The 14,603-nt window shown below is 61.2% G+C and carries 12 protein-coding genes and 1 tRNA gene; 10 read left to right on the top strand and 3 right to left on the bottom strand.

Translation table 11 applies throughout. From position 1 onward, the window contains the following. Positions 1–211: 211 nt before the first annotated feature. The gene (locus DW003_RS00310) at positions 212–1,792 is read right to left on the bottom strand and encodes a lipopolysaccharide biosynthesis protein (protein ID WP_233545409.1); all 1,581 of its coding nucleotides are present in this window, start codon (positions 1,790–1,792) and stop codon (positions 212–214) included. Between the two features lie 379 nt (positions 1,793–2,171). Between DW003_RS00310 and pckA the strand changes: the two genes are divergently transcribed. The 5 genes from pckA (at position 2,172) to DW003_RS00285 (ending at position 6,782) form a co-directional block, all read left to right on the top strand. Beyond that, positions 2,172–3,842 (top strand): phosphoenolpyruvate carboxykinase (ATP), encoded by a 1,671-nt coding sequence (pckA, locus tag DW003_RS00305; protein ID WP_118386938.1) that lies wholly within the window; start codon positions 2,172–2,174, stop codon positions 3,840–3,842. A gap of 227 nt (positions 3,843–4,069) precedes the next feature. Then, entirely contained in the window at positions 4,070–4,789 is a 720-nt protein-coding gene (locus tag DW003_RS00300) for a B3/4 domain-containing protein (protein WP_118386936.1), read from the top strand. A 168-nt stretch (positions 4,790–4,957) separates the two neighbouring features. Beyond that, the gene (locus DW003_RS00295; RefSeq protein WP_022093866.1) at positions 4,958–5,407 is read left to right on the top strand and encodes a MarR family winged helix-turn-helix transcriptional regulator; all 450 of its coding nucleotides are present in this window, start codon (positions 4,958–4,960) and stop codon (positions 5,405–5,407) included. 119 nt (positions 5,408–5,526) lie between these two features. Beyond that, positions 5,527–6,381, top strand: coding sequence for a DegV family protein (locus DW003_RS00290; RefSeq protein WP_117716817.1), 855 nt, complete (start codon positions 5,527–5,529; stop codon positions 6,379–6,381). A gap of 107 nt (positions 6,382–6,488) precedes the next feature. Beyond that, positions 6,489–6,782: an MGMT family protein gene (locus DW003_RS00285; RefSeq protein WP_255413725.1), complete on the top strand. Its 294-nt coding sequence runs from the start codon at positions 6,489–6,491 to the stop codon at positions 6,780–6,782. A 385-nt stretch (positions 6,783–7,167) separates the two neighbouring features. On the opposite strand, the gene trpS is transcribed toward DW003_RS00285, so the two are convergent. Both trpS and DW003_RS00275 read right to left on the bottom strand, forming a co-directional pair. Next, entirely contained in the window at positions 7,168–8,217 is a 1,050-nt protein-coding gene (gene trpS / locus DW003_RS00280; protein WP_117806382.1) for a tryptophan--tRNA ligase, read from the bottom strand. A 161-nt stretch (positions 8,218–8,378) separates the two neighbouring features. After that, entirely contained in the window at positions 8,379–9,578 is a 1,200-nt protein-coding gene (locus tag DW003_RS00275; protein WP_117778434.1) for an MraY family glycosyltransferase, read from the bottom strand. 525 nt (positions 9,579–10,103) lie between these two features. Between DW003_RS00275 and DW003_RS00270 the strand changes: the two genes are divergently transcribed. From DW003_RS00270 to proB, 5 genes are all read left to right on the top strand, one after another. Further along, positions 10,104–11,042 (top strand): radical SAM protein, encoded by a 939-nt coding sequence (locus DW003_RS00270; protein ID WP_118386934.1) that lies wholly within the window; start codon positions 10,104–10,106, stop codon positions 11,040–11,042. A 151-nt stretch (positions 11,043–11,193) separates the two neighbouring features. Further along, positions 11,194–11,266, top strand: a tRNA-Ala gene (locus DW003_RS00265). Positions 11,267–11,330: 64 nt separating this feature from the next. Continuing rightward, the gene (locus DW003_RS00260; RefSeq protein WP_118386932.1) at positions 11,331–11,783 is read left to right on the top strand and encodes a hypothetical protein; all 453 of its coding nucleotides are present in this window, start codon (positions 11,331–11,333) and stop codon (positions 11,781–11,783) included. An 84-nt stretch (positions 11,784–11,867) separates the two neighbouring features. Continuing rightward, complete coding sequence (locus DW003_RS00255) at positions 11,868–13,373, top strand: nicotinate phosphoribosyltransferase (protein WP_117583751.1); 1,506 nt, start codon at positions 11,868–11,870, stop codon at positions 13,371–13,373. Positions 13,374–13,452: 79 nt separating this feature from the next. Next, entirely contained in the window at positions 13,453–14,580 is a 1,128-nt protein-coding gene (gene proB, locus DW003_RS00250) for a glutamate 5-kinase (RefSeq protein ID WP_118386930.1), read from the top strand. Positions 14,581–14,603 lie beyond the last annotated feature (23 nt).

The raw sequence follows: 14,603 nt of genomic DNA, 5'->3' as shown, positions 1-14,603 counted from the left end.
CCGCTAACTAAGTGAGTAGACTTTTTTGGAGATGCCGAGCACCCAACATATTTGCCTCAATAAAACCGCAGGTCACAGACTTGTGCTTTGTCGGCGTGGTCGGGGATTCGGTAAAAGTCTACTCACTTAGTTTTGCGTGATGCATATTGTCCGCAACGAGACCCCAGTCGGAGTGATTCCATCGCAAATTCCGGTGACCGGGGGCAACTAATTAGGCGCCGTATGGGTTCCGGTCGCGCTCGATGCGCTGGCGGATGTGGACGTACTCGACAATCAACAGCACCAGCAGTAGGGCCATGATAGCCAGGTAGCTTACGACGGCACCCATCAGGCCCAGCAGATTGATCAGGATCACCGGGAGCACCACGCTCACGGCAAAGCAGATCAGGTAGATCTTGGTGACGTCTCCAGCGTGGCGCAGCACCGTGATGATGGCGTAGATAAAGTCGATGGCCGCGGTTACGCCGCCGGCGACGACCATCAGCAGTGCCAATGTGCGGTAGCGCTCAAAGTTGAGCCCGTACATAAAGCTCATGAGGGGAATGCCGGGGCCGGCCATAAATGCGGCGCACACGCCGGTGATGGCCACAATCAGCGCCATAACGGCAATAATAATCAAGTCAAAACGGCGGCGCTTGCGCGGGTTCGCCCAAATGCTCGACAGACGCAAAAGCTGCGGTTTATAGATAAATCCGATGCTCAGCAAAATAGCCTGTGCCGGAAAGAACAGGGCATTAAAGTACAGCTGGTATTTGTAGGCCAGCGTGCCTTCCATCACAAACTTGGGCATGCTCTCGATGAGGTTGAACAGGAACAGTGCACCAAAGAGCGGAGCGCACTGGACAAACAGGTGGCCGACCTCGCGCAGGCTCACGCGACGCGATTTTTCGGTCTCGAGCAGGGCGAGCGGCGCGGTGACCAGCACGAGCGAGGCGATGGCGGTGACACCCATGGCCATGGCCGCGATGGGCATGCTGTGTGTAAGGAACAACGCCAAGCTAAAGACCGCGATGACGCCGACGGAGCGTAGCGTTTGGCTCATGCCGGCCAGGTAGAGTTTATCGGCCTGCTGCAGGCGACCCTCGTACACGTCGGCGATGCCGTCGATCACCTTATACAGGTAGACGCCCAGGCCGATCGTCGCCATCTGCGCGTCATAGCCGCGGGCGCTGCTGTACATGAGGCCGCAGCCTAGGGCGAGCGCTCCGCAAAGCCAGCGGTTGAGCTGGTAGGAGGCAAAGGACGTCGTTTCGTCGATGTCCGAGACCTGAAAATTGCGCACGCCGTAGTTGCACGCGATCATGATGAGCGTGCCGGTGACAAAGGCGATGGAGAACTTACCGGCTTCCTCGGCGCCCACAAGCTGCGTGGACACAATGGTGAGCAGGGGAAACGCGAAGCCCCACACGGCGGTGCCCAGGGTATTCCAGAGATAGTCGCGGCGGGTGGCGTGCTCCTCGTATTCGGCTTCCTGCGTGGAGAAGCCGCCGCCGTAGACGGCGCCGAGCAGACGGTTCCACCAGGCGTTCACCATGCGGTGAATGGGGCCGGGCTCGCGATCGCGCTCGCGGCGACGGCGCGTGGCCTGTCCGCTGTTGGGGCCGCCGGCGTTGCGCTGGCTCAGCTCCTGGATGCGCGCGAGCTCTTCGGCTGTGTGAGAGGCGGGGAACAGGCCGTTCTCGATGCGTCCGCCCTGGGCCTTTGCGGTACCGCCGCTCGTTGCGGCGGGGTCGGCGACGCCATTGCGGCGGGCGATGGCGCGGCGAATGCTATCGAGGGGCGTGATGCTCAAAGCGGAGTCCTTTCTGTTGCTGCGCTCTAGTATAGACGCGGCGGCGTTTGCTCGTGTTTTTGAACAGGTTGTTCAATAATTTCGGCGGCACCATTCAGTAGTCGATACTTGGGGACGTTCCTTATGTGCCGGCATTTTAGGAACGTCCCTAAGTGCCGGTATCCGGGGACACTCCTTGGTTGTTGCCTGTTCATGAGTGTCCCCAACGACTAGTCGTTTAAGAATGTCCCCAATGGCTAGGCCGCTTGCCTGTGATTTTTGACCGTTGGGCGGGCGCTTCGCCGTTGCCGCAAAAACGTTTTTGCATATCGGGTACAACGAGCTTTACGTGAGTAAAGTGCGCGTCGCGTCCACGTGTCGCGTTTTTAAAGGAGGCCCCATGCCTGGTGTTACCCCTGCAGATGTTTTGTCCAACTTTGGTATTACGCTGGTCGAAGATCCCGCCGAGAATCAGCCCCGTCTGCTGGTCGATCTACCCGCCGCGGAGCTCGTCGAGCACGCTATCCGCCGCGAAGAAGGCCGCATGGCATCCAACGGCGCGCTGGTGATCGAGACGGGGGAGCGTACCGGCCGTTCCCCCAATGACCGCTTTATCGTCGACACCCCCGATGTCCACGACAAAATTGCCTGGGGCGCCGTCAACCGCCCGCTGTCCGTCGAGAGCTATGAGGCCATCAAGGCCGGCATCGTCGACTATCTCAACGAGCGCGACGTGTTCGTCACCCGCGGCATGGCGGGCGCCGACCGCAACCACACGCGTCGCCTGCTCGTTGCCTGCGAGCGTGCCAGCCAGGCACTCTTTATTAAGCAGATGCTCGCCCGCCCGCTCGCCCGCGAAATCGCGCGCACCGGCGAGCCCGACTTCTGCGTGCTCGCAGCGCCCGGTTACCAGTGCGACCCTGCCATCAAGGGCCTCAACTCCAGCGCCGCCGTGGTCATCAATTTCCAGGAACGCGTGATTCTGGTCGCCGGCACCGGCTACTCCGGCGAGATTAAAAAGTCGATCTTTAGCGTTATGAATTATTTGCTGCCCGTCGAGGACGACGTGCTGCCCATGCACTGCTCGGCTAGCATGGATCCCGTCACGCATGAGACCGCCGTGTTCTTTGGCCTGTCGGGCACCGGCAAGACCACGCTTTCGGCCAACCCCACGCGCCTGCTGATCGGCGACGACGAGCACGGTTGGTCCGATATGGGCATCTTTAACATCGAGGGCGGCTGCTACGCCAAGTGCGAGGGCCTGGACGCGTTCCACGAGCCCGAGATCTTCAACGCTGTTCGCTTTGGCGCCATCTGCGAAAACGTGGTGCTCGATGAGAATCGCAAGCCCAACTATGATGACGTCTCGATCACGCACAATACGCGCGTGGCCTACCCCGTCGAGCATATCCCCAACGCGTGGACCAAGGGCATGGGCACCACTCCGAGCGTCGTACTGTTTTTGACCTGCGATGCCTTTGGCGTGTTGCCGCCCATCTCGCGTCTAACGGCCGATGCCGCCATGTATCACTTTGTGACGGGCTTTACGGCCAAGATCCCCGGCACCGAGGTCGGCGTCACCGAGCCTACGCCCACGTTCTCTTCGCTGTTCGGCGAGCCGTTTATGCCACTCGACCCCATGGTTTACGCCAAGATGCTCGGCGAGCGCATTGCCGACGGCCGCACGCGTGTGTACCTGGTCAACACCGGCTGGATCGGCGGCGGCTACGGCGTGGGTCATCGCATCGAGCTTGCCTACACGCGCGCCCTGGTGGCCCGCGCCCTCGACGGCACCATCGAGGACAGCGAGTTCGTGCACGACGACATCTTTAATGTCGACATTCCCACTACGTGCCACGGTGTGCCCGACGGCATCCTGGTGCCGCGCCAGTACTGGCAGAGCACCGCGCGCTTCGACGAGGCCGCGCACAACCTGGCGGTGATGTTCGAGGAGAACTTCGAGAAGAAGTACTCGCACCTGCCCGAGTCCGTCAAAGCCGCAGGCCCGCACGTTCAAGTACACGCCGACGCCCGTCATCGCGGCCGCGGGCTGCTGGGACTTCGCCACTAGCTTCGCCGTGAGTCCATATCCACCACAAAGGGGACAGGCACCTTTGTGGTGGTTTTGCTCGCGTGGATGACTCGGGTTACAATGCGCCTGACATATCGTCCCCTTCTCCGGATGGGGACAGCGCAAGCGTTCTTGTGACGGCACCGTAGGACTTTGAAGGTGGCCGTTGTAAGGGCACTTTTTGTTTAGGCGCCCTCACTCGGGCGCGCACGATGAAGGGAGCACGTATGAAAGGCTTTATTGCCGAGGATTCATTCTGGGAGCTGTTTCCGCAGGCAGCGGTCGGTGTTGTGGTCGTGGAGGGCATGAAGCCCACGGCTCAGATTCCTCAAGAGGACGTGGATGCGATTGCGGCGTTGCTCGACCGCGCCAATATCGATGTGGAGCGTCATCTGACCAGCGACACTATCAGCGAGAACGCACCGGTCAAGGCATGGCGCGAGGCCTATCGTCTGTTCAAGACCAAGAAAGGCGCCCGCTGCTCGATCGAGAACTTGCTCAAGCGCGTGCTCAAAGGCAAGCCGGTGGGCCACATTACGCCCGCGGTGGACATCTACAACACGGTGTCGCTGACCTACGCGCTGCCCGTGGGAGGCGAGGATCTGCATGCGATCGAGGGAGACCTTCGCTTGAAGGTGACCGACGGTGGCGATGCGTTCTTGCCTCTTGGCGAGGAAGCGGATGACCCGACGCTGCCCGGCGAGCTCGCCTACATCGATGATGCGGGCGCCGTGTGCCGCTGCTGGAACTGGCGCGACGGCGTTCGAACGGCCCTGTCCGACGATTCGGCCGACGCGTTCCTGGCGATTGAGTGCGTGGAGCCCGAGCGAATGGAGGACTGCCAGGCCGCCATCGACCGTCTTGCCGATTTGCTCGAGCGCTATCTGGGAGCGACGGTTGTCGTTAAGACGCTTGTGACCCGCGACAATCCCTGTGTGGAGCTGTAGCGGCGCCTAGAACCTATTGATGCCCAAAATCACCACAAAGGCGCCTGTCCTTTGTGGTGATTTTTATGTTGATGGGTCAACAAATGAGGCACGCAGGGCCGGCGGTCGCTGGATACGGCTAAGATGTTTACCCGTTAGCATTATGCAAGCGAAAGGCGGTCGTCTCCCATGCAGCAGAACGACGAGACACGTTTCGAGGACTTTGTCGGACTGATCAGCGGGCTCTACAAGGAGATCCAGCGCATTAAGACATCCGAGGGCGCAAGGCTGGGCCTCAAGGGCTCCGACGTTATGTGCCTGTACTATCTTGAGCGCAGCAAGGACGGCCTGACTGGTGCTGACCTGGCTCGCATGGCAGGCGTGACCCGTGCCGCCGTTTCGCGCACGCTCGCGCATCTGGAGGAGGGCGGTTACGTTGAGGTCGATGATTCGGGCGATGCCGCCGTTAAGTATCGTGCTCCGGTGCGCCTGACCGCTCTAGGCGGCGAGAGCATGAGCGAGGCGGACCGCATCATTCGCGAGGTGCTCGATACCACCGGTAAGGCTATGGGTGTGGAGCAGCGCGAGCAGATGTATGCGTCGCTGCGCACGATTCTCAACACCTTGCGCGAGATCTAGAGCCGCGCTGGAGCTAGCTTTCAGCCAAGAACTGCATCGTCCCGTTTGAGCGCGTACGCCGTGCCGGGACATTGCTGTCAAAATTCCCTGCGCGAGACCTGCGCAAGAAAGGATTCGCTATGTCCGTCCGCATTATTACCGATTCCGCCAGCGATATGTCGCCGGCGGAGCACCCCGCTCTGCGTGTTCTGCCGCTGTCCGTCACCTTTGGCACCGATGTGTATATGGATGGCGTCGACATCGATCACCAGCGCTTTTACGAGATGCTTGTGGAGCGCGACGAGCTGCCCAAGACCGGCCAGGTCAACCCGTACGCGTTTTCGCAGGCGATTGCCGAAGCACGTGAGGCCGGCGACGAGGCTGTGATTATTACCGTGGGCGCTAAGCTATCAGGCACCAATCAGAGTGCCCGTACCGCACTTGCCGAGGCGCCAGGTGGCGACGTGTTCGTGGTAGACAGCAACAACGTCACCCTGGGCGAGCGCGTCCTGGTCGAGTATGCGCTGCGCTTGGTGGACGAGGGCCGCAGTGCATCTCAGATCGCGGCGGCTGTCGAGGCCGTGCGCGACCGTGTGGTGGTTATCGGCCTGCTCGAGACGCTGGAGTACCTGGTGCGCGGCGGTCGTCTGTCTGCTGCGGCCGGCGCCGTGGGCACGCTGCTCAACGTGAAGCCCGTGGTGGCTGTCGAGGACGGTCTGATCGTGCAGCTGGGCAAGGCGCGCGGTTCCAAGAACGGCCGCAACCTGCTGAACCAAAAGGTCGAAAAGGCGGGCGGCATCGACTTTTCCATGCCGCTGGCGCTCGGCTATACGGGTCTTTCGGATGCGGTGCTCAAGAAGTATATCGAGGACAGCGCGGCACTGTGGGCTGGTCACACCGAGGGCGAACTGCCCGTTCACACCATCGGCGCCACCATCGGAACCCACGTTGGCCCCGGCGCCGTGGCAGTAGCCTTCTTCCAGCCCGCCAACTAACCGACCTGCCATAAACCATCACAAAGGTGCCTGTCCCCTTTGTGATGGTTTATGCTTTTCCGGGTGGAAGGGAGCGAGCAATGGCGTCTTAGGGCTTTTTTGATCGGGTGTACGGGGTGGTCGAGCAGATCCCCGAGGGGATGGTCGCCACGTATGGTCAGGTGGCGCTGCTTGCTGGACGTCCACGAAGTGCGCGGTACGTGGGGTATGCCCTGCATGGCAATCCGCGCCCCGGCGAGATTCCCTGTCACCGCGTGGTGTTTGCCGATGGCCGCATATGCGATGGTTTTGCTTTTGGCGGTCCCGATGCTCAACGTGAGCTTTTGCTAGGGGAGGGTGTGGCGTTTAAGGACGACATGCACGTCGACTTGGCCGCCTGTCGCTGGCCTGCAGGGCTCTAGCGGCTCTGCCGTGGTTAAAACCACCACAAAGGTGCCTGTCCCCTTTGTGGTGGTTCTAGTTTACCTGAGCTAACTTATGGAGAAGCTATGGGGGAACATATTGACGCTACAAAGTAAACCACGGTGAACTATATTGTATTCAGCAACGGAGCAGGCAATAGGCGATGAAAAAGCCTGCCCTGTTGAGTTTGATTCGCATTCCTCCCCTCTGTGCGATTCAACGGTGTACTTCGGGAACAGGCCCGCTGGCAACTAACTGCCAGCGGGCCTGTTCCTGTTTTTCGGGGGAGTGCAATGGGCAGAGCCGAACCGGTCGGGCACCAAAAAAGGCGGACGCACTAGCGCCCGCCCTATAGCAATCGAAAGTTCTAGCCAGCAGATCGATCTAGTACACCATGCCCATGGCGTCCTGAACCTCGGCCAGGGTCTGCTCGGCAATCTCGTTGGCGCGACGGTTGCCCTCGTGCAGCACGTCCTTCACATAGTCCAGGTCGTTTTCGTAGCGCTGACGACGCTCGCGGATCGGCGCGAAGTACTCGTTGACGGCCTCGGTCACGTACTTCTTGAGCTGGCCGGAGCCGCCCATGCCAATCTCTTCGGCAATCTCGACCTCGGAACGGCCAGTGCAGATGGCGGCCGTCGAAAGCAGACCGGACACGCCGGGGCGGTTCTCGGGATCGAATGTGATCATGCGCTCGGAGTCGGTCTGGCTCTTCTTGATGCGCTTGGCCGTCTCCTCGGCGGTCATCGAGATGTTGATGGCGTTGCCGTAGCTCTTGCTCATCTTGCGACCGTCCAGGCCCGGCAGTAGCGGGGTCTCGGACAGCAGCGCTTCGACCTCGGGGAACACTTTGCCGTAGCGGTTGTTAAAGCGGCGGCCGATGGTGCGGGTGAGCTCGATGTGCGGCAGCTGGTCGCGACCGACGGGCACCACATTGCCCTTGCAGAACAGGATGTCGCAGGCCTGGTGCACCGGGTAGGTGAGCAGAAGGCCGGTGAGCTCGTGGCCCGAGGCCTCCATCTCGGCCTTGACCGTGGGGTTGCGCGCCAGCTCGGCCTCGGAGACCAGCGACAGGAACGGCAGCATGAGCTGGTTGGCGGCGGGCACGGCGGAGTGCGCGTAGATCATGGTCTTGTCGGGGTCGATGCCGCAGGCAAGGTAGTCCATGACCATGTTGTACACGTTGTCCTGGATGTGCTCGGTCGTGTCGCGGTCGGTGATGACCTGGTAGTCGGCGATGAGTACGTTGGTCTTGGCACCCATGTTCTGCAGCTCCACACGGCCCTTGAGGGTGCCGAAGTAGTGACCCAGGTGCAGGCGGCCGGTGGGGCGGTCGCCGGTAAGCATGGTGAACTTCTCGGGCGTTTTTGCCAGGCCCTCGCGAATGGCGTTGCTCTTTTGCAGCGCGACTTCGTAGCTGTTCTCGTTTGGCATGATTACTCCTAACGTATGTTCATTGGTCAAGATGATAACGCGTTTATTGGAGGGGCGGGTCGTAAGTAGGCGAGGGGCGGGAGATCGGCGGCATGTGCGATGGGCGCGGCATGGCTGCGCGTTTGGCCGGCGGCGCCTGGGCGCTTCCTCGGCAGCTTACCCTAGAGCTTGTGGTGGCGCTCTTCCTTACGTTCCTCGGCTGCCTGCTCCTCCTGCTTAAAGGCGGGGTCGTCGGGGGTGACGAGCTCGTCCTCGTGTGTGCGCTTGTTGTAATGGTGGCGCAGCACGGGCTCAAACAGATGTAGATGCTTGGCAAAGGCCGCCGAACCAATGGCGAGCACGGTAAAGATGAGCACGCGCATGGGCACCTCGACCTGGTTAATCGCGGCGGCGCCGGCCGAAAGCATGATGCACCAGGCGTAGATGAGGAGCACTGCCTGTTTTTGGTTGTAGCCTTCTTGGATCAGGCGGTGGTGGATGTGGCCCTTGTCGGCCTGCCCGATGCTAATGTGGGCGCGCTTGCGGCGCACGATGGCGCTAAACGTGTCGATGATGGGCACGCCGGCAACGATGAGCGGAATGATAAGCGAGGTGAGCGCGGCGGTGCGGCTCACGTTGAGCAGCGAGATGGAGCCCAGCGCAAAGCCCAGAAGCAGCGACCCCGAGTCGCCCAAGAAGATGCTTGCGGGGTTGAAGTTGTAGCGCAAAAAGGCCAGACAGGCGCCAAAGAGCGCAATGGAGAGCGCGGCGGCGTCGATGCGGCCCGAGAGAACGGCCATCGAAAACATGGTGAACGACGCGATGCCGCAGATGCCCGTGGCCAAGCCGTCGAGGCCGTCGATGAGGTTAATGATGTTGGTGAATGCCACCAGATAGATCACGGTGATGGGGTAGGCGAGCCATCCGAGCATGATCTCGCCGGGGGCAAACGGGTTGACGATGACGCCGATCCGTAGGCCGCCGATACAGGCGATAAGCGCGGCGAGGACCTGTCCGGCCAGCTTTTGCTTGGGCTTGAGCTGGAAGACGTCGTCGATAGCGCCGGTCGCAAAGATGACGGTAAAAGAAAGCGCAAGTATGGGGTAGCTGATGTGCAGACGGGGGTGGGGCACCAAAACGGGCGGCCAACCCAGGTACCAGGTGCCTAGGATTTGCACAATACAGGCAACGACCAGGCCCAAAAACACCGCCGTTCCGCCCAAACGCGGGATGGGCTTGGTGTTGATGCGGCGCTTAGAAGGATAGTCGACGGCGTCGAGCTTAATTGCCAAGCACTTGACCAGGGGCACCGTGAGGAAGGTCGTGATGAAGGCCGCTGCTGCCACGCATAGATACGGTATGTAGCTCGGGGATGAAGCCATGAATCTAAAAACCGCCAAGCGTCGAAGGAAAAGGTCAAAGGTTGCTAAGCGCAAAGGGCATAGCCGAACCATGATACTCGACCAAGGGGGGTGCATGGAATTGCACGCAGCGATAATCACGCGCTTACCAGATATTAGGGTATTGTCGATAGCTTGTCGGGATACCGGCGGGGATCCATATGGGCTGTAATGGTGGTTTTCGGCAAAAGAAAACCACCCCCCACGTTACGAAAATGAACCCACCTAAAACAGGTGGGTGCCCTCATCGACTGTTCCAGCGTCCTTAACAACGAAGGATACCTGTACTAGGTACGACTGTGTGGGCTCCCTAAATAAACGCGACGGTTCACCCAGTTGCTCCGCGGGGGGCGGAATACCTACATCATAAAGCGGCACTTTGTGGATTCCAGTCTTGACATTACAAAAATCGTGTCGGACGATTACGGCGCCTTATGGACGGAGCCGTCTACGCGGCCTGGCCCTTTACGTTTGAGCTGCTGAATCGTTGTTTTGGAGCATGTTTTTATGCCGACGTCGTTGACCGAACTTTTTTCGCCCGCCTGCCATTTGTGTCCGCGCCGTTGCGGTGCGGCGCGCGATGAGGGCGCGCGCGGCGTATGCGGTGCTAACGACACGCTCAAGGTGGCCCGCGCGGCGCTTCATATGTGGGAGGAGCCGCCTATCTCGGGCGAGGCCGGTTCGGGCACGATTTTCTTTAGCGGCTGCTCGCTCAAATGCGTCTATTGCCAGAACCACGAGATCTCGACCGGCAATTTTGGCCTTGAGATTTCACCTGAGCGCCTGGTCGAGATTATGCTGGAACTGCAGGACCAGGGCGCCAACAACATCAACCTGGTGACTGCGACGCATTATGCTCACCTGCTGCCGGCCGCGATTGCCGCAGCGAGGGAGCGCGGGCTGGACATCCCGATCGTCTACAACACGAGCGGCTATGAGCGGGCGAGTGCCGTTGCTGCCTTGGGTGACTTGATCGATGTGTGGCTCACCGACTTTAAATATGCCGATGCCGGGCTTGCGCAGTCGCTTTCTCATATTAAGGACTACCCGCGCGTGGCCGTGTCGGGTCTGGCCCAGATGGCGCGCGAGATCTATCGCCGCGGGGGAGAGCTGATGGATGACGACGGGCTCATGAAGCGCGGCATCATCGTGCGCCACCTGGTGCTGCCGGGGCATGCTGACGACTCGTGCCGCGTGTTAGACCTGGTGTGGCAGACGGTGGGCGACGTGCCGATCTCGGTCATGAACCAGTACACGCCCAATGCGCTCATGCGCGAGCAGGGCGGCGACCTGGCACGCGCCGTGACGCGCGAGGAGTACGAGCAAGTGCTCGACCATGCCGACGATCTGGGCTTTACGACGATGTTCTGGCAAGAGGGCGGCGCGGTAGACGAGAGCTTCACCCCGGCCTTCGACACCACCGGTGTTCTTACCAGCGCAAAGTAGTGCGTTCGTCGATGATTTTTCTGGGACGGGGATTAAAAAATCATCGAGAGGATTGCCTGCTCGAAAAGTTGCCAAAATAGCCGCGCCCCAAAAAGACTGGTTATTGGGCGTTGACAGTTGGCGAGCCGTAGGTAAAATATCGACTTGTCCTGGGGACGTAGCTCAGTTGGGAGAGCGCTGCCGTCGCATGGCAGAGGCCGAGGGTTCGACTCCCTTCGTCTCCACCCTTGGATTTGATAAGCCGCTGACATTGTGTCGGCGGCTTTTTTTAAAAGAAAGGGCTGTACCATGGCCGAGCTTGAGTCCCAACCATTGTCCGACGAGGAGCGCGCTGAGTTGGAAGAGCTCCGCGCTGAGAAGGCCCGCCGCGAGGCCCAGGAAGAGGCCCGTCGCGAGCGTGAGGAGCTGGCTGCCCTGCGTGCCGAGCGTTCGAAGGCCGAGGAGGTCGCCGCGAACGCCGCATCCGCGCCGGCGCCCGCACCCAAGCCCGCTGCCGCGAAGCCTGCACCTGCCGCGCCCAAACTTCAGCCTAAAAAGGCCGTTCGTCCCAAGTCCGTCGAGCCCAAGCCGAGCCGTGACGAGATGACCTTTGCCCAGCGCATGGTTGCCTCCAAGGAGCCTACGGGCGAGAACGAGATCCCTGGCATGGCGCCGGCTCAAAAAATCATCATTGTCCTTGCCCTCATCGCGTTTGTCATCTTTATGAGCTACACGATTCTGACCAGCATGGGCCTGCTCTAACCGATTTGCATCGGCCGTCATGTCCGCATCCTCTGCTCTCGTCCAACCCTCAAATTCTGCACCACACATCCGAAAGGTCGCCCCATGGCTTTGACCGACATCTCGCATCCCACCGACATTGCAATGCTCACCGATCTGTACGAGCTCACTATGGCCCAGGGCCTGTGGGAGAGCGGCAAGGCCAATGAGCAGGGTTGTTTTACCGCGTTTTACCGCGACCATCCTTTTGGCAGCGCCTATGCCGTCATGTGCGGCACCGCCGAACTGCCCGAGCTGGTCGAGAATCTGCGCTTTACGCCCGAGGACATCGACTACCTCGCCTCGCTCCAGGCCCCTGCCGGCGGCGCGATGTTCAAGCCTGGATTCCTCGACTACCTGCGCGATTTTCGTGCGCATGTAAACATCGACGCCGTGCCCGAGGGCGAGCTCGTCTTTCCGCGCGAGCCCATGGTGCGCGTCACCGGCCCCGCGCTGGAGTGCCAGCTGCTCGAGACGGCGCTGCTCAACATCGTCGGGTTCCAGACGCTTGTCGCCACCAAGACGGCGCGCGTGGTGCTCGCCGCCGACGGTCGCCCCGTGGCGGAGTTTGGCCTGCGCCGAGCCCAGGGTCCCGATGGCGGCCTGGCCGTTGCGCGCGCGAGCTACGTTGCCGGCTGCTCCTCTACGTCCAATGTGCTCGCCGGCCGCCGCTACGGTATTCCCGTCTTTGGCACACATGCGCACAGCTGGGTGATGAGCTTCGATTCCGAGCTCGAGGCCTTCCGTGCCTTTGCCAAGTCGAGCCCCAAGAACTGTACGCTGCTCATCGACACCTATGACGTGCGCGAGGGCTGCGAGCATGCCATTACGGTTGCCAAGGAGATGGAGGCGGTGGGCGAGCGTCTATCGGCTATTCGCATCGACTCCGGCGACCTCGCCAAGCTCTCCAAGTATGTGCGCGGTCGTTTTGATGCCGAGGGCCTGCCCTATGTGGGGATCTCGGTTTCTAACGATCTGGATGAGTACACGATTCAGTCGCTGCTCGACCAGGGCGCGCCCATCGACAGCTTTGGCGTGGGTACCAAGCTCGCGACCTGCTATGACCAGCCGGCGCTGGGCGGCGTGTACAAGCTTTCCGCCCGCCGTGCGAGCGAGGCAGATCCATGGACGCCGGTGGTCAAGCTCTCCGAGCAGCCCTACAAGCGCACGATCCCGGGCGTGCAACGCGTGCGCCGTTATTACGACGGCTTTGGCGGCCCGGTCTGCGACATGATCTACGACGAGGACCATCTGGCGGGGGAGGGCGCCGCGCGCGGCAATACCCTCGTGGCCGTGAATGATGCCGCCCTGGTGACTGACGTGTCCGAACTTGAGTATCGCGAGCTGCTGGTGCCGATCGTGCGCGATGGCAGTGCGGTGGCTCCGCGTGAGAGCATCCAGGACGCGCGCGAGCGCTGTGCTTGGGCGCTCGATCATCTGGACGCAGCTTTCAAGCGCTTCCTGTACCCGCAGACCTATGTGGTGGGCATGGAGCAGGGCCTGGCTCAGGTGCGCGACGAGCTCGTACGCAAGAACATGGCCGCGGCCTCTGCTTTTCCCTGGGCTCACTAATTCCTTGGGCGGTAGGGGCGAGTCACGCTCCCTTGGCCGCCAGCTCGGCCGAACCCTCCACAGTTGATTGGTTTGACGTATGACGACTTCTTATAAAACGATGGTGGTAAAGATCGGTTCGTCCACGGTGGTGGGTGCCGATGGCAAGGTCAACCGCGCCTTTATCGGCGGACTTGCCGATCAGGCCGCAGCGCTGCGCAAGCTCGGCTGGCGTCTGGTCGTGGTGAGCTCGGGCGCTATCGCCTGTGGCTATCCCGTGCTGGGCTTCGAACGCAAGCCGGTCGGTGACCTGCCGAGCTTACAGGCTTGCGCCTCGGCCGGTCAGTGCATCATCTCGTCGGCCTACGACGAGGAGTTCCATGCGCGCGACCTGCTCACCTCGCTCGTACTGCTCACGCGCCACGACACGGCCCGCCGCACGTCCTACCTGCATGCGCGCGACGCCCTGCTGCGCCTCGTGGAGCTTGGCGTGGTGCCGGTCGTCAACGAGAACGATACCGTTACCGTCGATGAGATTAAGTTTGGCGACAACGACACACTGGCGGCGCTTGTGAGCTGCCTGGTTTCTGCCGATCTGTGCGTGACGCTCTCGGACATCGATGGTCTCTATACTGCCAATCCGCATGAGGACCCCACGGCCGAGTTTGTTCCTGTCGTGCATAAGATCGATGCCAAGATTATTGCCTCGGCGGGCGATTCTTCCACATCGGTGGGAACGGGCGGCATGATTACCAAGATCCGCGCGAGCCGCATCCTGATGACGGCGGGCATTCAGAGCGTGATTTGCTCGGGCGAGGAGCCCGATACGCTCGTGCGCCTCGCCCGCGGCGAGAGCGTGGGCACGCTGTTCGATCCGCCGGCGGAGCGTCTGGACATCGCACCCCGCAAGCTGTGGATCGCACTGGGCGACAAGGCGCATGGCTCGGTGACGGTCGATGATGGTGCTGCGAAGGCGCTGGTCAGCCGTGGCTCTTCCTTGCTTGCGGTGGGTATTCGCGAGGTCGATGGCCAGTTTGCCGAGGGTGATGTGCTCGATGTGTGCGACCCGAGCGGTATGGTCGTCGCCCGCGGTATCGCTGAGGCCGATTCGGACGTGCTGGAGCTTGCAGCCGGTCGCCGCCAGGACCAGATCGCCGGCAACCGCCTGCTGGCAGACCTGGCCGAGAAGCCCGCGATCCATAGGGACAACTTGATAGTGTTTGCATAAAGAGAGGCAGCGCTGTGGCTCGT

It is taken from the genome of Collinsella sp. AF36-3AT (assembly GCF_003475205.1).
Classification (GTDB): Bacteria; Actinomycetota; Coriobacteriia; order Coriobacteriales; family Coriobacteriaceae; genus Collinsella; species Collinsella aerofaciens_AF.
Note: the sequence above shows the minus strand (reverse complement) of the source record. Positions and strands in the feature narration are given on the sequence as shown.